The sequence below is a fragment of the Psychrosphaera sp. 1_MG-2023 genome, from assembly GCF_030548245.1.
In the GTDB taxonomy this organism is placed as follows: Bacteria; Pseudomonadota; Gammaproteobacteria; order Enterobacterales; family Alteromonadaceae; genus Psychrosphaera; species Psychrosphaera algicola.
This window is the reverse complement of the sequence record NZ_JAUORW010000003.1, coordinates 99,193-119,140: the sequence shown is the minus strand read 5'-3', so window position 1 is coordinate 119,140 and position 19,948 is coordinate 99,193. Positions and strand designations below refer to the sequence as shown.

The following is a 19,948-nucleotide window of genomic DNA, read 5'->3' as shown; positions in this document are numbered from 1 at the left end:
TTTTCCAGTTTGTCTTTGATAAGGATTAGGTGAATTGGATAGCACAAGACTAGTAAATTAAAAACAAGGAGAGTTATATGCGCGAATTAATCGAATATGAGTTAAGTGGGATTTGTGGTGGTGCAATCACCAACGAAATTCCTTTGATGCCGGCGGTTATCGAAATACCGAAGCATCTTAAGCAACTACTAATACGCTTTTAAACGTTAGTTTATGTGGGTTTTATTTTAGGTCATAGAGGATGTGACAATGATTTGGAAATTGATTTTTATCGCTCTTTTTGTCCTGTTTCAGATCTTCTATTTTGTAAGAGTAAACCCACTTTCAAATGCCGACTTTGTTTTAATCGGGCTGGTAATTGTTTTTATAGCTTTCTTTATCAAAATAGAAATAATTAATAAGTGGAAAGTAAATAAGTAACGAAGGGGTTTTCAATGGGAAGTGCGACTGTGAATGTATTCTCGTGCTCCTCGTTAATTTTCATTACTTGCATTACTTGCATTACTTGCATTACTTGCATTGATTGCTATTGCTTGAACTAAAATCCAAAAATCCAAAAATCCAAAAATCCAAAAATCCAAAAATCCAAAAATCCAAAAATCCCAAAATACTAAAATACTAAAATACTAAAATACCAAAATACTAAAATTGAGCCTGCGCTGGATATCTAGAGCTTCCCACAAGTTTGCCATTAACGGTTTATCTAAAACAGAGCGAAGAAATACGTCTAATTAATGCGTTAAATAATATTTTTTAGCTAAAATTTACTGAGGTTGAAGGTATTTCAAGGGGAGGTTAATTCACCTAAAAAGGTCAGTTTCTTCAAATTAAAAAGTACAGTTTTTAAGTTTTATGTGTTTGTTAAATATAGAAAAATATTTTTCAACTCAAAAGCTCGTCTTGACGGTTTTAATTTGCTGCCTTAAATTTAATAACGTTAAAACATTCAAAGGATTGATAGTGGTTTGTAGAGGTGGTTGTTAGCCAAATGTTTAATGGGCAGAGATGACCGATTAAACCGGTTATGTTAATGCCATCATCACCAAACGACATGTTGTTATTTAAGCTAAGCGGTTTTGTCTCGTTTAACAGATTTGGAACTGTTGTATAAAGCGACAGACCATAAATGGCGCTATATCAATAACTGATATAGCGAATAACTAACTGACAAAAATGTCAGAAACAAGGAGAGTAAATTATGCGTGAATTAAGCGTAAATGAAGTTATAGAAGTAAGTGGCGCAGTCGACCAGGATACTGCAATTTCAACTAATGCAACAATCGTCACAATCGGTGCTGGAATAGCAGTAGCCGGAAGCGCCCCAGCTTGGTTTCCAATTGCCATGATTGCCGTAAGTTTAACAACTACATATTCGTACATATCTGACTTGTTGGAAGACTAAACATATTTTGGCTCATGTAAAAATGAGCCAATTAAAAACAAATATTGAGGAGCTTGAAATGCAATTTGAACAATGGCGGAATAAGGAAAAAACAAAGTGGAATCAAAACGGCACTAAAAATAGAAATTTACTATTTATCTGTTTGGCAATTGCAATTGCAATTTCTATTTTTATGATTGTTAAGTAATAGGTTTTTTTTCTATATTAGGGAAACTTAAAGTTAGTTATTCAAGGCATAGCTAGAAATTTGGACGCCTTTTAATTAGAAAATTTATATTGGTTGCATAGTGTGCAATGGTAATCTTTTCTTAAGGATACTTAAGCCCTACTAAGGAATTTTTATGAAATCTATAATGATGAAACCATTTTCATTTAGTATTGCAATTACTTCTTTTGTATTAGGGGTTTATGGTTTAAGTCTCCCCGTATTATTTATCACCGGCATAATGTCTATTATTGGTGGCTTTTTTGATTTTCAATTCAATAAGCGATTCAAATGTTAAATTGTTTAACTGGGGACAAGCCTTTATTTACATGGGGCTAGGTACTTTTTTTATCAAAGTGCTGGAAGTTGCACACATATCATTTTTAGTATTGGTAATCATTAGTGGGTATATATTTCATAAAACCCTGGTTTATATTTTAAATACTGAATATGGAGATTAACTTGGCTAATTATATTACTGGATTTGCAATGATAGTGGCTGGGACAACTTGGGTCTTGTCTGCACTTAAATTAGAAAATTGGTATTTTTGATTGGTGACTATTGGAATTGCTAATCTAGCGTATTTTGGAATTAAGCCAAATCAAGACAAACATTTGTTTTGTCATTGGCTTTGATTTTGATTTTGATTTTGGAGTCGCTATTTTTAAAGACATAGTCGTAAAGTCAGCGTTCATTTTATTTTCAATGGCGTGTTTTTATTTAATATTTGGGCTAAAAAATAAAATATTTAAACTTATGAATAGACCTTAATAATTCCGTTATTTATCAGCAAGGCTTATCCAATTATCCAAAACTTCATTTAATACAAAAATACGACTTAAACTCACTTGGAATTTAAGCCGCATTTGATAGGTAATTAGAGCGTTTTACTAGGGTTAAAGTCCCAAGACTTCTTTACCTTGTTCAAATACAATATCTACTGGAATGTTTGCAGTTGTTAAACGCGCTAAGTCCGCCGCTAATTGTGGCTTAATAATGCCGCTTGTTGCGACTAGCTTGTCGACACCATCGTAGTCACCGTCGCCCTGTAGGGTTAAGATTAACGTTGATAAACCTGTCATAGCTTGTTGCATTTTCACCATGTCGACACGGTATAGGCCGTTTTCATCACGTTGGAACGCATCTTTATCTGCAAAATAATTAAAGCGGATCATGTTTGCTTTACCGTGTGCCGAACTTGCGCCAAACCGCACTGAACGGAAAATACCGGCTAAAAACGTCGTGTAATAATCTTCAAGTTTACCTTCGGTTATTACACCTTGGTTAAACAATTGCGTGATCATATAAAGGCCAAGAATATCCGCTTTGCCTTCTTCCAATGCAGATGCATGTTCTTGCAAAGATTGGCGAACTGTACCAGTACCTGTAATGGTATTTTTAATGCCTAAGCCATGTGCAACTTCATGGAACATTGTATTGTTGAAAAACGCATTAAACGTAATGTGTTTTCTTTGTTCCGGGGCAATTAATACATCCGATATTGGCAACAAAATTTTATCGAATTTAGCTTTCATCGCATTTTTAAGCTGCAGTCGACGAGTGCCTTTTTGCAGTTGAACTTGTTCGTCGTTTGGCAAGTTGATTGCGATTGTTTTACCGCCGGCATTTGAGTGCCCCGCATAATAAACAACGTCATAGGCATTTAATTGTGAGTTGGCGCCAGGGACTTCTTTTTTGTACTTGCCTGGAACAGGTAAGCCTTTTTGCAATTCTGGAAGTGTTTTGGCGTATTTCTCTAATTTTTCACTCCACGCCAGATCTTTGATGAGGACGTAAGATTCAAAGCCTGCACGATATCCAAAAAGTTGATCTTCATAAGTTTCAATTGGACCGTAAACAAGTTCAATTGCATTGTTTTTCATGTTCATCCAGGCAAAGTCAGATGCTTGGTAATCATCATTTAATAAGGCTTCTGCACGCATTTTTAAGTAGTTTGCAAATTCGCTGTCTTCAGCTAATTTTGAGGCTTGAACTAAAATATCAGCAGCCTGCTTGAGTTCTTTTTGATAAATGACTGAATATTTAACGGCTTGCAGTTTGCCATCTTCGTTTCTAGTAATAACCGAATACAATCCTTCACCGTCTTGTAATACGGCATCAGTCAATTGTTTCTTGGTCATATCTGCTGGGTAAAATTGCGCCCCAAGGGGTTTTTCACCAAAACCGGTTAAAAATGGTTTATCGCCATTTAGCCTATCCCAAGGTCCATAATTTACTTCAGCAAATCGACGTGCATCTGGGTCACTTATCCGAGCCAAAAATTCGGCTTTATCTTCTCCAAATGATTGCTTCCAAAACAAGTCATCCATTATTTTTGATGCATCTATTAACAGGCCGACCATTCGTTTTTGGTCGTCACTTAATGTGGATAAATCGGCTGTTAATGCGACAGGTGTGTAGATATCAAATTTGTTTTTGTACTCGTCAACGGCTTGTAACGTACTCGCGCTCTTTTCTGGAGTCATTTGAGTTTGTTTTTCTGGTTGTTTGTTACAGCCCGTGAGGCTAAGCGCCGCGAGTGAAATCGCCAATGTGATTGAAGATAATTTCACGTTTTGTCCTTAGTGTAGAGTTTTGTCGTTATAATTTTTATATGCCATTTTTGGCATTGAACGATATACAAGATAGCGCAAGTTGTTGGTGAGATAAAGTAAGTACCGAACCTTGGGTATACCAATCGCCAACTACCGCTCTAATTTTATTATTTGGCAATGAATGTATTTCAGGTCGGTGGGTGTGACCATGGATAAGTAAATCTACATTCTCACTTGCCATGACAGCATCAACGGTGGTCGGATTGACGTCCATAATGTCAGATGATTTATGCTTTTGTTGCGCAACACTAATCTTACGATAGTTTTCTGCTTTAAGGCGACGTTGTTTCAGAGGTAAGCATTGGATTAAGAACTTCCACCACCAAGTGCGACTTTTGCGGCGAAACTTTTGATAAGAGATATCGTCAGTACAAAGTTGGTCACCATGCATAAATAAAATGTTATAGCCGTAGCCGGTGATACGATGTTGTTGCGGCAATAATGTCATTTTTGCTTTTTTTGCAAATCGTTTTCCAAGTAGAAAGTCTCGATTACCATGGATAAAGTAGACTGGGGTTGATTCTGCAAATTCTGCAATGACGTTGGCAATGGTATTTGTAAAAGGGGAGATGTCATCATCGCCAATCCACGCTTCGAAAAGATCACCCAAAATATATAATGAATCATGTTTGTTTTTAGAATCGACTAGAAACTCGCAAAAACACGATGTTATGTCTGGGCGTTCTGGACTTAAGTGCAGATCGGCAATAATTAATGAGCTGTTTGTCATCGGATTTAGTCTTAGCGCTTTGAAAACCAAAGCGCCAATTCTTATTATTCTTCGATTTCAGCTTTTTCAATAATGACATCTTCAGTTGGGACGTCTTGGTGATAACCAGAACGGCCCGTTTTAACTGCTGAAATTTTATCAACAATGTCCATGCCTTCAACAACTTTTGCGAATACACAGTATCCCCAACCTTCTGAAGATTCAGCACGGAAGTTTAAGAAACCGTTATCTACACTATTAATAAAAAACTGAGACGATGCCGAATGTGGTTCCATTGTGCGAGCCATTGCTAAAGTCCCGCGGTCGTTTTTCAAACCGTTGTTGGCTTCATTTTTAATTGTCGCGTTGCCATCTTTTTCTTCCATGCCAGGTAACATGCCGCCACCTTGAACCATGAAACCAGGGATTACGCGGTGAAAAATCGTTCCATTGTAAAATCCAGATTTCACGTATTCAATAAAGTTAGCGGTTGTGATCGGCGCTTCTTCAGTGAAAAGTTCTATTTTAATTTGACCAAAATTTGTTGTTAATACAACCATGATATATTCCTCAAATATGCTATTTGCAGCGATTGTAGCGAATTTCTATCTGTTTGACACAGTTCACTTTAAATTAATTAATGAGACCGATTGTTTTTTAGTCGAGTCAAATTAATGACATTTTGGGAAATGGCCATATTTGAAAATAATATTTAGCAAATACAACATCTTACACTTTGGCATTGATAATGCTTTATTACACACATAAATGACAATTGAAAAAGAATGTCGAATAGGTGATGCAATGAATATTCAAGCCAACAACTTATATGCCGAACTTCAATCCATGGCTTCTCAGGTTTCTGGGACAACGATACGGCCGAATGCTGAAATTAGTCCATTTCAAGCAAGTGATAGAGTAGCAAACCCGTCATCTGCAAATTTTGGTGACTTGCTTAGTCAAGCGCTTAACAATGTTAATGATATACAGCAAAACGCTGGAGCGCTTAAAAATGCGTTAGAAACCGGTGACCGCTCAGTAACGTTGGCTGAAACGATGATAGCGTCGCAAAAAGCAGGCATCGCGTTTGAAGCAACGGTACAAGTTAGAAATAAACTTGTTGAAGCGTACAAAAGCATCATGAGTATGCCTGTTTAACCTCAATTAGCATTAACAAGTATTAATAGGACAATATTGTGGCAGATGAATTAACCACCCAAGTGGCACCAAATCAAGATGTTTCCAGCGACCTTGTTACGTTAAATACGGACGCGAGTGAAGGTGTCGAGGAACAAAAATCTGGCTTTATGAGCTCAATCTCTAGCGCTGAGGTTATGCGACAAGGGGCGATGATCGTTGCGTTAACCATCTGTTTAGCAATCGCAATTTTCATTATCATTTGGTCACAAGAACCTGAATTACGTCCAATCGGTAAATTTGAAACTGCCGAGTTGATTGAGACATTGGATTATTTAGACAGCCAACAAATTGAATATGAACTGAATCAAAACACAATTTTGGTTGCTGCGGATCAATACCAAAACGTTAAATTATCTATTGCCCGTGGTGGATTAACTCAGGGACCGAATGAAGGCTCTGAGATCTTAATGCAAGATTCTGGATTTGGCGTTAGCCAAAGAATGGAAACGGAACGTTTAAAACATGGCCGTGAACAACAACTTGCAAGAACCATCGAAGAGCTAAACTCAGTAGGGCGTGCCCGAGTACTACTTGCTATCCCAAAAGAAAATATTTTTGCACGTCATAGTAAAAAACCTTCAGCTACAGTGGTTGTTACTTTAAAGCGTGGTCGTATGATGGCCGAAGAAGAAATTGATTCAATTGTCGATATCGTTGCTTCAGCCGTTCAAGGTATGGAACCGGCTAAAGTTACGGTGACTGACCAAAATGGCCGTTTGTTAAATTCAGGGTCTCAAAATTCTCTATCAGCATTATCACGCAAGCAATTTGAAATTGAACGTAAACGTGAAGATGAATACTTAGCCAAAATTAATTCTATCTTGTCACCAGTGGTAGGTCTTGAAAACTTTACCGCACAAGTTGACGTTACAATGGATTTTACCAGCGTTCAGGAAACACAAAAAACATTTAACCCAGACTTACCTGCTATTCGCAGTGAGTTATTAATAGAAGATAATTCTACGGGCAATGGTGCATTAGGAATTCCAGGTGCATTATCTAACCAACCACCACTAGATTCAAATATCCCAGAGCAGGCCACAGACGGACAATCACGCGGTGCAAGTGGTCGTAGTCATAAAGAGCAAACTCGAAATTACGAACTAGACCAAACTATCAGCCACAAACAAAATCAAACTGGCATGATGCGCAGATTAAGTGTGTCGGTTGCAGTTGATTATGTCAGAACAACAGCAGAAGATGGCACGATTCAAACAACTCCGCGTTCTTCTCAAGCCCTAGTTAACATTCGCCGTCTATTGCAAGGTGGTTTGGGCTTTGATTTAAACCGAGGTGATACATTAGAAGTGGTTACCATTCCATTTAATAAAATTGATGATATGACGGCTGTAGAACAGCCATACTATCAACAAGATTGGTTCCAACCCTTTGTTAAAACTGTATCGTCTATGGTGGTTATTGTTGTTCTTATCCTATTCTTAGTTAGACCAATGCTGAAAAAATTAATGAATCCGGAAGAAACGTCGGACCAATATGAAGAAGATGCTTTAGGTGGCGTAGATTTGGGCGACGAAACATTAGATATGCTCAATACTGAATTTGACGAAAAAGACATTGGTTTTGCAGCGGATGGTTCACTACAATTACCAGACTTACATGGTGATGAGGACTTGCTCAAAGCAATCCGAGCATTAGTTGCCAATGAACCAGAGTTGTCGTCACAAGTTGTTAAAGGGTGGTTATTAGAAGATGAATGATGTCGTAGCACAACCAGCGAAGGCCGGCTTTGATGTTGATAAGTTGGAAGGTGTAGAGAAAGCAGCGATTTTGTTGCTCAGCTTGTCTGAGGAAGACGCCGCTCAAATTTTGAAACACCTTGAGCCAAAACAAGTTCAAAAAGTCGGTATTGCGATGGCGCAACTTGATGATTTAAGTCAAGACAAGATATCAGCAGTGCATCGACTGTTTATCGACCAAATACAAGATTACAGTACGATTGGTTTCCAATCTGAAGACTTTATCAAAAAGGCATTAACTGCCGCATTAGGTGAAGAAAAAGCGGCTACGCTATTAGACCAAATTATTTTGGGTGGCGGAGCAAAAGGTTTAGATTCACTTAAATGGATGGACTCAAAACAAGTTGCCAATATCATCCGAAACGAGCATCCACAAATCCAAACCATTGTTTTGGCCTATTTAGCGCCAGATCAATCGGCTGAAATTTTGGGTCAGTTCCCAGATAAAGTCCGCATTGATTTAACAATGCGTATCGCGAACCTTGAAGAAGTACAACCTGCGGCACTTCAAGAACTAAATGAAATTATGGAGAAACAGTTTGCTGGTCAAGCTGGTGCTCAAGCAGCGAAAATGGGCGGCATGAAGGCGGCTGCAGAAATCATGAACTTCTTAGATACCAACATTGAAGGGCAATTGATGGATGCTATGCGTGAACACGACGAAGAGATGGCGCAACAAATTCAAGACTTAATGTTTGTATTTGACAACCTCATAGATGTTGACGACCGCGGTATCCAGGCCATTTTACGTGAAGTACAACAAGACTCCTTGATGAAAGCAATTAAAGGCGCCGATGATGGATTAAAAGATAAGATCCTGAAAAACATGTCTAAACGTGCTGCCGATATGATGGCTGACGATTTAGAGGCGATGCCACCTATTCGAGTATCAGAAGTTGAAACGGCGCAAAAAGAAATTTTGGCAATTGCCCGACGATTGGCTGACGCCGGTGAAATTATGTTAGGCGGTGGCGGTGGAGATGACTTCCTATAGTCATCTCATACAACGCACGTACAGCATTATTGAGGTATTAAATGTCTGATAAATTATCTAACAATCCCGTCACGCCTAGTGATGACATGTTGGAACTTCTTAAAGATTGGGTTGCACCTGACGTTACCGCGATTAAACGTGAGGAATTGAAAGGCAAGACTAATTTTATGGGCGTTCCTATCAACGAAATGTATTCTCGCCTTAAAAAACAAGAAGAAGAAATCGTTGAGGAATTGCCACAGCTTACGGCCGAAGAAATCGAAAAAATTCGCCAAGATGCATATGATGAAGGAATAGAGCAGGGTAAAAAAGACGGTTTTGAAGCTGGATTTGAAGAAGGTAAAACCAAAGGCCATGAAGAAGGTATGGTTATTGGTATCGAAGAAGGCAATGTGCAAGGTCTAGCTGAAGGTCAGCAAAAAATAGAAGAATTAGCGATGCAATGGCAGCAGCTAATTGACCAATTGTATGAGCCCATTAAACGGGTAGATAAAGCCGTTGAGTTGCAACTTTTAGAACTCGCGGTAGCACTCGCAGAAGGGGTTATTCGCACTGAAACTAAGATGAATCAAGATGTTTTACTCAACATTCTGCATGAGTCCGTCGCGTCTTTGCCTTTTAACACCGAATTTGCTGAACTGCACCTTCATCCAAGTGACATCGAAACTATAAAAAGCATCTATGACGAAGATACGTTAATTGAACGTAAGTGGATCTTAAAAGAAGAACCAGCTTATACCCAAGGTGACTTAGTCGTCGGCACCCCTAATTCGCTTATCGACCGCACCGTAAAACAAAGAATGAAACAAACCATTGGTGACTTTGTTCAAGCTGCTGCTCTTGAAAAAGAGCATGCAAATTCACCGATCCCATTAGCTGGTGATTTAGCCCCTGGGATAAATATGTCAGAGTCGACAGACCAAAATTCAGACGCTGGTTCTGAAGCTGCAAGTGACCAAAATCAAGTTGAAGAAACGTCAGACGCTAATGCAGTTGATGAGCAGCCTGGATCACCGATGCAGAAAAAAAACAAGAATAAAAATAATAAAAAGCAGAAACAGAATAAACAAAAAACAAACAATCAAACAGGCGCAATTGAGCCTTCAAATTCCGAAAATACCGACGTAAATGCGGTGGATGACGTTGATAACGATACGGAGTCAAACTAGTGACAACCGAATTATTAGAGCGAATCGCCAAGTATAAAAATCAAGTGGTTGATGCCAAACCTGAAGTTTCTGGTCGTTTGACCAAAGTGGCAGGGTTAACGCTTGAAGCCGTCGGGTGTTCTGCGCCTTTAGGTGGGCAGTGCCGTGTGCAAACCGCAAATGGTGATGTCGACGCGGAAGTTGTTGGATTTGAGAATGATAAAATTTATTTAATGCCGCTCGATAAAGTTCAAGGCGTATTGCCCGGTGGTCGAGTTACAGTTTCTCACGCCTCTAACAAGTTGCCGTTATCCCTAAGTTTATTAGGACGAGTAATTGACCCAAGCGGTCAACCGCTGGATGATCTTGGCGCAATTGATACCGACTCAGATGCCAATCAAAGCACAAAACCAATCAACCCATTATCAAGACGCCCTGTTAAAACAGCGATTGATGTGGGAGTTAAAGCCATAAATGGGGTCATTACTGTTGGCCAGGGACAAAGAATGGGGTTGTTTGCCGGTTCTGGTGTCGGTAAGTCCGTTTTACTCGGTATGATGACCAAAGGCACAACAGCCGATGTCATCGTTGTTGGCTTAATTGGTGAGCGTGGACGAGAAGTAAAAGAGTTCATCGACGAAATATTGGGAGATGAAGGGCGCAAACGCGCTGTGGTTGTCGCAGCACCAGCAGACATGTCACCTATTCGTCGTCTTAAAGGGTGTGAAACGGCCACTCAAATTGCTGAATATTTTCGTGACAAAGGACTAAACGTATTATTGCTCATCGATTCCATAACCCGTTATGCTCAAGCGCAACGCGAAATTGCTTTAGCGATAGGCGAACCTCCGGCAACCAAAGGTTACCCCGCTTCGGTTTTCGCCAAACTGCCAGCATTAGTTGAACGAGCTGGTAATGGTGGCGAAGGCCAAGGGTCGATTACTGCATTTTATACCGTTTTGTCAGAAGGGGATGATTTACAAGATCCAATAGCCGACGCAAGTCGCGCTATATTAGATGGACATATCGTATTATCACGAGATTTAGCTGACTCAGGGCATTATCCGGCCATTGATGTTGGCCGTTCAATTAGTCGTGTTATGCCTCAGGTGACCAGTCCTGAACATTTACACATGGCGCTTATGTTTAAAAAATTACTTTCAGCTTATGAACAAAATAAAGATCTTATTTCAATCGGCGCGTATGCGGCGGGAAGTAACCCTATTGTTGATAAAGCGATCCTATTAAAACCTGTAATTGACGCCTATTTGCAACAGCGAATGGATGACGTTGTCCCTTACGACCAAGCCTTAATGCAGTTACAAGCGCTTGTTCAGCAGATTAAATAACGCGGGGACTTGTTATGGCCGATGATTTTAGACAACTAGAAACCCTCTTCAAAATTGAAAAAGATAAAGAACAAGGCTATGCCACAGATCTCAATTCTGCCCAGTCGTTTTACCAATTAAACATTCAAAAACTGAAAGAAGTTGAGGGTTACAAATTGGACTATTTACGTCAGTTGCAACAAAGAGGCAATGCCGGATTACAGGGTGGCAACTATATGCACTTTCAGCGTTTTATTGTTCAACTAGACGAAGGCATTGTTGCCCAGTGCCATGCTGTGGATGTTGCCAAACAAGTTGTTCAACAACGTCGCGCTATTTGGTTAGAACAAAGGTCAAAAACCCAGGCCGTTGAAACGGTTTTAGCCAATAAAAGAGCGAAAAAGCAACTGGTTATGGACAAATTAGAACAGGCAGATAATGACGAGTTTGCACTTCAAAAGTTTGTTCGACAACAACATGTTTAACCCTATTTAGTTCAAAACGACGATTAAAAATCGAATTGGAACGGATATTGAATAAACAGGTTATAGAAAGGTTTATATCTCAATGTTTCGCGCCTTAAAAGTCGCCTTATCGTAATCATTTGAGAGTTGGCACAATTTCGGTTCTCACTCGTTTCAGCCAAAAGCAAAAACAACGGAACCGTAATTTAATGCAGCAAGTAATCAAGACAACATATATTCGTTGTCGTAGTGGAGTATAAATTTTGCAAAATAACCTACAACTCACGCAATCGAAAACTATAGACGACAAAGCGCTGTGGGCAATTGCGGATCGCACAGAAAAACAAGTGCAGGCTGCGGATTCTAAATTTGAACGTATGTTAGATGAAAACAAGCAACGTCAGTCTCAAACTGACGATTTGCGTTCAAAAGCATTAGCAAAAGAAAATGACATCAGGCTGCAACGTCAACAAGACCAAAATTTGCAAAGTAAAAATGAAAATAAACGCGTAGAAACATCTCAAAGTGCAGAACATGCACAGATCAGCCGTAGTGATAAATCGACAACAGCCCAACCTTTTGACACAAACAAAGGCGATAAAGCTGAAAAAAGTATAGAGCAACCGTTATCCGATTCAGAACAAGAGGCGTATTTACAAAGTCAAAAATTAGAAACAGAAAAAAATTATCAATCGGTTGCTTCAGAAATAGAGGCTTTTTCAACTAGCACAGACGAGCAACAGTCAGTAAAAATAAGTACGACTCATCTTACCGCAGAGCAAGCAAAAGTTTTGTTCCAGCAAGTGACGAATGGAAGTAGTGAGATAGCCGTACAACAAGAATTGAGCGAAGCAAAAACCACTGCTGAGCTGACCAAAAGCGCAAATGAACTTGCTAAGAGCGTCGCAACAGTTAGTGCGGCAGGTGAGAATTCGGCCGGTTTAAATACTAAACTCGAACCGCAAATAAGCGTAGTAAAGGATCTAAAAGCTGATGCGCAGAAGCTAGAGCAGTCACTTAAAGAGATATCCACAAATGACAAAGCAAGCTGGCTCGACGGTATAATGCAACTAGCAAATCAAAATGCCAATAAATCCAGTGATGAAAAAGCAATTTCAAAAGTAGATGCCGCTGATGCCGATAATGAATTAACCACAGCGGGACAAAATGAACTCGACGAATTTGCTAAGCTCATCGCATCATTCAAAAGTGCCGAGACAAGCGAAAACGCCCTAGTTACGGCTGAGTCGGATGCAGCTATCGAAGCTGATCAAACGAAAATCGATGCTGCAGTTCAAGATGCCGCAGGTCTAAATGAACAACTGAAAACGCTACAACTGAGTGAAGCAGAAATTGATACCAATGACATTAAGTCGACTTCAAATGAATTGCAGGTAACAGCCGGACAATCTGTAGGAGCAGACGCTTCTGCCACGGCAAGTGAAAACGAGCAACAGGTTAAGGTTCAAGGGCAGGCGTTAAATGCAGTTACCTCGGCAATTGAAGCTGAGCTTAACAAAAATAATGTTGCAGCAGGTGAAACAACAAAGCCTGTTAGTGTAACGAATAGCAACACAACAGCGGCGGCCTTGGCAAATGTTATTAATAAAAACAATATGGATGAAAATGCAGCTGGTAAGAACAACAATGTTAGCCAAAGCGTTGATGGATCAAAATTAACATCTGAATCACAAATCCACGATGAACTGTTAGCTAAACTAGCAGGGGAAGAAAAACTCGCTTCTCGAGACATCACTAGCCCAGTGGCAACGGTCTTGAATGCAGGTACAGCATTAGGTAGCACCGAAGCCGGTAGCCTATTGGCAGACAGTATAGCCCGCGTTGAGCTAGGGGCCGTTCAGCTAGAAAAAACAATGATGGCGGCTAAGCTCGATATACAAACTCAAATTAAGCATGACGTTATCATTAAAGAAAATGTTCTCTTTAATAAACAAGAATTAGCAGCCAATGTGCAGCAACAAGTCGGCATGATGATGGCGCGAAACATGAAGTCTATTGATATTCGTCTAGACCCGCCTGAGTTAGGGTCAATTCGAATTAAAATGCAGTTAAATGGTGATCAAGCTGCTGTCAGTTTTATGGTGTCGAGTCAACAGGCCAAAGATGCATTAGAAAACGCGATGCCTAAGTTAAAAGAGATGTTAGAGCAACAGGGCATGGAATTGGCTGATTCCGACGTTCAACATGAGCAAAGTGGTCAAGGTGGAACAGAGGCTGGAGCTGAAACGCATCATGCTGGTACAAAAGGCGAGGACAGCACCGACGAACATTTAGGTGATGCAACTGAAGTGGTCGTTGATATTCCGTCTCCTTATAAAGTTGATTATTATGCATAGCAATTTTGGACGGTTAAAAAGTAAAGCGGTTTAAAAATATTGGCGTAAACACATTAATTATTGTGCTTTTTGTTCAACAGATAAGCGAATTGCAGATTAAAGACTTAAATCGTTGCGTTAACTGACTGTGCGCAATAACATGGCTACCATACCGTGTAATTTGGGATACATAATAATGGCTGAAGAAGAAAGTGATTTAACGTTAGAGGAAGAACAGGGCAAAGGTGGCAATAAGATGATGTTAATCATTATTATTGTAGCTGTTGTTTTAATTGGCGCTGGCGCAGCATTCTTTTTGTTATCTGGTGATGACGAAGCACCTGTTGCCGAAGGCGAACAGACAACGGAAGAAAGTGTTGCTGACGCCGAACCTTCTCAACCAGCTGAAATGGGTAACGCCAAATATGTGACGATGCCGCGACCATTTACGTTTAACGTACCTGGTACAACTCGCGATAGACTCGTTCAAATTCGTGTACAATTAATGGTGCGCGGCGACAACAATCAAGAGTTAGCGCAGAAACATATACCTTTGATTGAAGGCACGTTGTTAAAGGCTTTCAGCACTGCTACAGCCGATGATTTGGCCACCACTGCAGGTAAAGATGCATTGAAGTTAAAAGCAGCCAAAGACGTGCAAAAAGCAGTAATTGATATAACTGGCTCGAAAATTGTAGAGGAAGTATTGTTTACTGGTTTTGTAATGCAATAACCGGCAGGTAATAATAAGAGAACTAATATGACTGATCTTCTGTCACAAGATGAAATTGATGCGTTGCTCCACGGAGTCGATGATGTCGAAGAAGAAGAAATAGAGGAAGGCGGTGGCGGCGGTGAAGCCGGTACCCTAGACTATGACTTCTCCTCGCAGGATCGGATCGTGCGTGGCCGTATGCCAACTCTTGAGTTGGTGAATGAGCGTTTTGCGCGTCATATGCGGATCAGTCTGTTTAACATGATGAGACGTACTGCTGAAGTGTCAATAAACGGCGTACAAATGATTAAGTTTGGTGAATATATTCACACCTTGTTTGTACCAACTAGCTTAAACATGGTTCGATTCAGACCGTTAAAAGGTACTGGCTTAATCACCATGGAAGCACGTCTGGTATTTATCTTAGTGGATAACTTTTTTGGAGGTGACGGTCGTTACCATGCAAAAATAGAAGGCCGCGAATTTACTCCAACAGAACGTCGAATTATTCAGATGTTGCTGAAACTCATTTTCGAAGATTACAAAGAAGCTTGGTCGCCGGTCATGGACGTAAGTTTCGAATATCTTGATTCTGAAGTGAATCCAGCGATGGCAAATATTGTTTCACCAACTGAAGTTATCGTAATTAGTTCATTCCATATTGAGCTTGACGGCGGCGGTGGAGACTTCCACGTAGCGCTACCATACTCAATGTTAGAACCCATTCGTGAGCTGTTAGATGCTGGTGTTCAAAGTGATAGAGAAGATACGGACTATCGTTGGAGTAAGGCACTTCGAGACGAAATAATGGATGTGTATGTTGATTTACATACTCAGATGTTAGAAATGGACTTACCATTACATCAAGTTATGAATCTAAAAGACGGCGATATTATTCCAATTGAAATGCCAGAATACATTACGGTATTTGTCGAAGGTCTGCCAACGTACCGAGCTAAATTAGGACAATGTCGTGACAATGTCGCGATCCAGATTTCAGAGAAGATAAAACGTCCAGAATCTGCTAAGTCAGAAATGAACGTATTGACCAAAGGTGGTCGTCGACTAGACGACGATTCCGAATTATTAGCATTAGAAGACGATTTGGAATTATAAGTCGTTATAAATTTTTTAAGGTAAATGATTATGAGTGATGATCAAGATACTATGGACGAGTGGGCAGCAGCCCTAGCCGAAGCTGAAGATGGTGGTGGCGATGACGGTATTCAAACTGCTGAACTCGACGAACTAACAGAAGCACGAAGCAACTTAAATGAAGATGAGACGCGTAAGCTAGAAACAATTTTAGATATTCCGGTTAATATTTCAATGGAAGTTGGCCGCAGTAAAATTAGTATTCGTAACTTATTGCAACTAAATCAAGGCTCCGTTGTTGAACTTGACCGTGTTGCGGGTGAACCACTTGACGTATTAGTTAATGGCACGTTGATTGCTCACGGCGAAGTGGTCGTTGTTAACGACAAATTTGGTATTCGACTTACAGATGTTATCAGTCAAATTGAACGTATTAAAAAGTTACGTTAAACGGTTATGCTTTAGTTTTGTTGCTGTCATCAGCCAAACGGCGTTTGCTGAAGAGGTTGTAAAACAACAAAACTTTGCATCGAAAACACCGGCAAATACACCAGCCAGCGACGCGCTTATGCCTATGTTGCTGGCTTTGTTATTAGTGGTTTTTATTATAATTGTTGTTGCGTTTGTGGCGAAAAAACTTAACTTGACCCCAAACAATACAGGGCACTTTAAGCTTGTTTCAAGTATGTCACTAGGTGGCCGAGAACGGATCATTATTATTGAAGTTCAAGGGCAACAACATGCCATTGGCGTGACACCGCAAAATGTAAATCATTTGTTTTCTCTTGAAAATCCCATAGAATCAAAAACATTGCCTATGGCCAACTCGACGTTGGTTAATAAAATCAATAAATTGTTTGGGTATACACCACCGCAAACAGACGCAAATTCTACGCAGAAGAACGGATGAGTTAATGCGCATTTTAGTTTCAATTACCATTGCCATATTGCTATTTTTGGCACCAGAGGCGTTAGCCGAAAACGGCGGTATATCAGCTGTCACTGTTGTTGATAACCCCGATGGTTCAAAAGAATACAGCGTAACATTGCAAGTATTGGCGATGATGACAGCGCTGAGTTTTATTCCAGCAATTGTCATGTTGATGACCTCTTTCACTCGAATCATCGTGGTATTAGCTATATTGCGACAGGCCATGGGGTTACAACAAACACCAAACAGTCAATTGCTTATTGGTATGGCGCTATTTTTAAGTTTATTTATTATGGCCCCTGTATTTGACGAAATTAATCAAACAGCGGTGGAGCCTTATTTAAGCGAAGAACTTACGTCATTGCAGGCTTTCGAAAAAGCGAAACTGCCCATGAGAGAGTTTATGTTAGGCCAAACCCGAATTTCTGATCTGCAGTCTTTTGCTGAAATCGCCGGCTATACTCAACTCAATGCGCCAGAAGAGTTACCTATGACGGTTATTATTCCTGCGTTTGTCACCTCTGAATTAAAAACAGCTTTTCAAATCGGTTTTATGTTTTTCATACCATTTTTGATCATAGACTTAGTGGTTGCTTCGGTCTTGATGGCAATGGGTATGATGATGTTATCACCGATGATTGTATCACTGCCATTTAAGCTAATGATGTTTGTGCTTGTAGATGGTTGGACGTTAGTAATGGGAACATTGGCTAAAAGTTTTGGTCTAGGAACATAGGATAACGTATGTCTCCTGAGGTTTTTGTTGATATTCTGCGTGAAGCACTTTGGTTGATCATTTTACTGGTCGCGTCCATTGTTGTACCAAGTTTATTAGTTGGTTTAATGGTTGCTATTTTCCAAGCGGCCACGTCTATCAATGAACAAACCCTAAGTTTCTTGCCTCGATTAATAGTGACTTTATTGGCACTTATGTATTCAGGCCACTGGATCATTGGTAAGATAATGGACTTTACGTTTGAGCTAATAAATCGAATACCATCAGTAATAGGCTGATCCGTTATGGAAATCCTACTCAACACCCTGTTGCAATACCAAGCAGACCTTCTGCTTCCTTTAACCCGCATATCAGCGATGTTAATGGTAATGGCTGGTATGGGCGGCAAAGGTATCCCCACACCCATTAAGACCGCCTACGCTGTGGCATTTACTATTATGGTTATGCCTGTCTTGCCACCAACACCATTTAATAATTTATTTTCATTTGAGATGGTGATCAGAGTCGGGCAACAAATTTTAATTGGTACCGCAATTGGTTTTGTATCCACGGTATTTTTGCAAGTATTTGTTATTGCAGGCCAAGCTATTGCAATGCAGGCTGGTTTAGGTTTTGCCTCGATGGTTGACCCGACAAATGGTATGAACGTACCGGCGGTAGGTCAATTTTATCTGATCCTAGCGACGTTAATGTTTTGGGCTATCGATGGTCACATTGTGATGTTGCAAATGGTCGTGCAAAGTTTTCATTTGATGCCGATCACTGAAGTTTGGTACGCCACTGGTGGTTTCAGAGAGTTAGTCGATTTTGGTGGTTGGATGTTTGCTGCCTCGTTAGTATTAGCTTTAGCTCCGATTGTCGGTATGCTAATTATCAACTTAAGCTTTGGAATTATGACCCGAGCAGCACCTCAGTTGAATATTTTTGCTATTGGTTTTCCATTTACTATGATGTCTGGATTGATCGTCATGTGGATCACGATGGAGAACTTTGTCTTTCACTTTGAAAAAAACTGGCAACGCTCATTAGAAATGATGTGCACACTGATCGGTTGTTAACTTAGGGTACTTCAATGGCAGACGATAGCGACAATGAAAAAACAGAAGACCCCACAGCCAAGCGTTTAGAAGACGCTCGAAAAAAAGGTCAAATTGCCCGTTCGAAGGAATTAGGCACCACAGGTGTTCTAATTGCCAGTGCCGTAGCGCTAATCATGTTGGGTGATAAGTTGGGTATTTCCTTGATGGAAGTAATGCAATCTCAATTTCAGTTAGAACGAGACGACGCATTTGACCCAAAAAAAGTATTTTCTGTATTTGGCGCCGTTATCGAAAACATTAGCGCGCCATTAGCCGGCATCTTTGCAATTATTTTGTTGGCCGCATTTATTGCCAACAGTTTGCTAGGGGGAATTAATTTTAGTTGGGAGGCGATGGCCCCTAAATTAAATAAGATGTCCCCTTTAAAAGGATTAAAGCGGATGTTTGGCTTGCAGGCAGTCGTCGAGTTGGTTAAGTCGGTGTTAAAGGTACTTGTTGTTGCTACGGTCGCCGTTTTACTTATCAAAGTCTATCTTTTTGATATTTTATACCTGAGCATTCAAGACCTACCAAATAATACCTTTGACGCGACAGAAATGTTGGCGTGGATATTCTTAGGCCTATGTTGCTCCACCATTATTATTGCTTTAGTTGATGTACCGTATCAAGTCTACAATCACACTAAGCAGTTAAAAATGAGTAAACAGGAAGTAAAAGACGAGTATAAAAATACCGAAGGTAACCCTGAAATTAAGGGCCGTATTAGGCAAGCTCAGCGTGAAATATCCCAACGTAAGATGATGGCTGAAGTCCCTAATGCGGATGTGGTTGTTACAAATCCTACGCACTATTCAGTTGCTATTAAATACGACGTTGAAAAATCCAGTGCCCCTTACGTGGTTGCCAAAGGTGCGGACATTATAGCCATGCACATACGAACCATAGCTAAAGAACGTAACGTAGCTATTGTCGAAACACCATTGCTGACTCGATCAATTTACTATACAACAGACATCAATCAACAAGTTCCTGAGCAGCTATTTGTCGCTGTCGCACAAGTTCTTGCCTACGTTTATCAATTAGATCAACATCAGAAAGGTAAGGGGCAAAAACCCAAGCCGTTGGCTAAAAACCTGCAGATCCCGCCTGAAATGCGGCACTAATTCTATTTTTGGGATCACGTTTTTCAAATTTAATGTTCAGAGGTAAATCCTTTGTCAGAATATTGTCAGTTACTTTGGCCTAATCCTTGCTCTTTACAGAGTATCAGAA

At 40.1% G+C, this 19,948-nt stretch carries 21 protein-coding genes; 18 read left to right on the top strand and 3 right to left on the bottom strand.

Annotated features, from left to right (window positions below):
- Window positions 1-77: 77 nt before the first annotated feature.
- The 3 genes from Q4575_RS03480 (at window position 78) to Q4575_RS03470 (ending at window position 1,589) form a co-directional block, all read left to right on the top strand.
- Window positions 78-203: a hypothetical protein gene (locus Q4575_RS03480; protein ID WP_256448276.1), complete on the top strand. Its 126-nt coding sequence runs from the start codon at window positions 78-80 to the stop codon at window positions 201-203.
- Between the two features lie 995 nt (window positions 204-1,198).
- Window positions 1,199-1,402 (top strand): hypothetical protein, encoded by a 204-nt coding sequence (locus Q4575_RS03475; protein ID WP_215962195.1) that lies wholly within the window; start codon window positions 1,199-1,201, stop codon window positions 1,400-1,402.
- 22 nt (window positions 1,403-1,424) lie between these two features.
- Window positions 1,425-1,589 carry a hypothetical protein gene (locus tag Q4575_RS03470; protein ID WP_215962194.1) on the top strand — a complete coding sequence of 55 codons (165 nt, stop codon included), beginning with the start codon at window positions 1,425-1,427 and terminating at the stop codon, window positions 1,587-1,589.
- Window positions 1,590-2,504: 915 nt separating this feature from the next.
- Here the strand turns inward: Q4575_RS03470 and Q4575_RS03465 are convergent.
- From Q4575_RS03465 to Q4575_RS03455, 3 genes are read right to left on the bottom strand one after another with little or no spacing between them, the layout of a single operon-like run.
- Window positions 2,505-4,181, bottom strand: coding sequence for a Zn-dependent hydrolase (locus Q4575_RS03465; RefSeq protein WP_303521328.1), 1,677 nt, complete (start codon window positions 4,179-4,181; stop codon window positions 2,505-2,507).
- A gap of 37 nt (window positions 4,182-4,218) precedes the next feature.
- Window positions 4,219-4,953 carry a UDP-2,3-diacylglucosamine diphosphatase gene (locus Q4575_RS03460; protein WP_303521327.1) on the bottom strand — a complete coding sequence of 245 codons (735 nt, stop codon included), beginning with the start codon at window positions 4,951-4,953 and terminating at the stop codon, window positions 4,219-4,221.
- A gap of 44 nt (window positions 4,954-4,997) precedes the next feature.
- Complete coding sequence (locus Q4575_RS03455) at window positions 4,998-5,492, bottom strand: peptidylprolyl isomerase (protein ID WP_215962190.1); 495 nt, start codon at window positions 5,490-5,492, stop codon at window positions 4,998-5,000.
- Window positions 5,493-5,736: 244 nt separating this feature from the next.
- Here Q4575_RS03455 and fliE point away from each other — a divergent pair, with 244 nt between their 5' ends.
- From fliE to flhB, 15 genes are all read left to right on the top strand, one after another.
- On the top strand, window positions 5,737-6,090 hold the full coding sequence (gene fliE / locus Q4575_RS03450; RefSeq protein WP_303521326.1) for a flagellar hook-basal body complex protein FliE: 354 nt from the start codon (window positions 5,737-5,739) through the stop codon (window positions 6,088-6,090).
- A gap of 62 nt (window positions 6,091-6,152) precedes the next feature.
- The gene (fliF, locus tag Q4575_RS03445) at window positions 6,153-7,850 is read left to right on the top strand and encodes a flagellar basal-body MS-ring/collar protein FliF (protein ID WP_272182521.1); all 1,698 of its coding nucleotides are present in this window, start codon (window positions 6,153-6,155) and stop codon (window positions 7,848-7,850) included.
- A complete protein-coding gene (fliG, locus tag Q4575_RS03440; protein ID WP_215962188.1) occupies window positions 7,843-8,883 on the top strand; it encodes a flagellar motor switch protein FliG in 1,041 nt (346 codons plus the stop codon). Before fliF ends, fliG begins: the two co-directional genes overlap by 8 nt.
- Before the next feature lie 41 nt (window positions 8,884-8,924).
- Window positions 8,925-10,052: a flagellar assembly protein FliH gene (locus Q4575_RS03435; RefSeq protein WP_303521324.1), complete on the top strand. Its 1,128-nt coding sequence runs from the start codon at window positions 8,925-8,927 to the stop codon at window positions 10,050-10,052.
- Window positions 10,052-11,380, top strand: coding sequence for a flagellar protein export ATPase FliI (fliI, locus tag Q4575_RS03430; protein WP_303521323.1), 1,329 nt, complete (start codon window positions 10,052-10,054; stop codon window positions 11,378-11,380). The genes Q4575_RS03435 and fliI overlap by 1 nt, the downstream gene beginning before the upstream one ends.
- A gap of 14 nt (window positions 11,381-11,394) precedes the next feature.
- The gene (gene fliJ, locus Q4575_RS03425) at window positions 11,395-11,844 is read left to right on the top strand and encodes a flagellar export protein FliJ (RefSeq protein ID WP_215962185.1); all 450 of its coding nucleotides are present in this window, start codon (window positions 11,395-11,397) and stop codon (window positions 11,842-11,844) included.
- 242 nt (window positions 11,845-12,086) lie between these two features.
- Window positions 12,087-14,180: a flagellar hook-length control protein FliK gene (locus tag Q4575_RS03420; protein ID WP_303521322.1), complete on the top strand. Its 2,094-nt coding sequence runs from the start codon at window positions 12,087-12,089 to the stop codon at window positions 14,178-14,180.
- 175 nt (window positions 14,181-14,355) lie between these two features.
- On the top strand, window positions 14,356-14,892 hold the full coding sequence (gene fliL / locus Q4575_RS03415) for a flagellar basal body-associated protein FliL (RefSeq protein ID WP_303521321.1): 537 nt from the start codon (window positions 14,356-14,358) through the stop codon (window positions 14,890-14,892).
- A gap of 27 nt (window positions 14,893-14,919) precedes the next feature.
- Window positions 14,920-15,990, top strand: a complete 1,071-nt coding sequence (gene fliM / locus Q4575_RS03410) for a flagellar motor switch protein FliM (RefSeq protein ID WP_215962182.1) — start codon at window positions 14,920-14,922, stop codon at window positions 15,988-15,990.
- Window positions 15,991-16,020: 30 nt separating this feature from the next.
- Complete coding sequence (fliN, locus tag Q4575_RS03405; RefSeq protein WP_215962181.1) at window positions 16,021-16,419, top strand: flagellar motor switch protein FliN; 399 nt, start codon at window positions 16,021-16,023, stop codon at window positions 16,417-16,419.
- On the top strand, window positions 16,379-16,879 hold the full coding sequence (gene fliO / locus Q4575_RS03400) for a flagellar biosynthetic protein FliO (RefSeq protein ID WP_215962180.1): 501 nt from the start codon (window positions 16,379-16,381) through the stop codon (window positions 16,877-16,879). Before fliN ends, fliO begins: the two co-directional genes overlap by 41 nt.
- A 4-nt stretch (window positions 16,880-16,883) precedes the next feature.
- Complete coding sequence (gene fliP / locus Q4575_RS03395; protein WP_215962179.1) at window positions 16,884-17,636, top strand: flagellar type III secretion system pore protein FliP; 753 nt, start codon at window positions 16,884-16,886, stop codon at window positions 17,634-17,636.
- Between the two features lie 8 nt (window positions 17,637-17,644).
- A complete protein-coding gene (gene fliQ / locus Q4575_RS03390; RefSeq protein ID WP_215962178.1) occupies window positions 17,645-17,914 on the top strand; it encodes a flagellar biosynthesis protein FliQ in 270 nt (89 codons plus the stop codon).
- A 6-nt stretch (window positions 17,915-17,920) separates the two neighbouring features.
- On the top strand, window positions 17,921-18,694 hold the full coding sequence (fliR, locus tag Q4575_RS03385) for a flagellar biosynthetic protein FliR (RefSeq protein WP_215962177.1): 774 nt from the start codon (window positions 17,921-17,923) through the stop codon (window positions 18,692-18,694).
- A gap of 14 nt (window positions 18,695-18,708) precedes the next feature.
- Window positions 18,709-19,839 (top strand): flagellar biosynthesis protein FlhB, encoded by a 1,131-nt coding sequence (gene flhB / locus Q4575_RS03380; protein WP_303521320.1) that lies wholly within the window; start codon window positions 18,709-18,711, stop codon window positions 19,837-19,839.
- The last annotated feature ends 109 nt before the right edge of the window (window positions 19,840-19,948 follow it).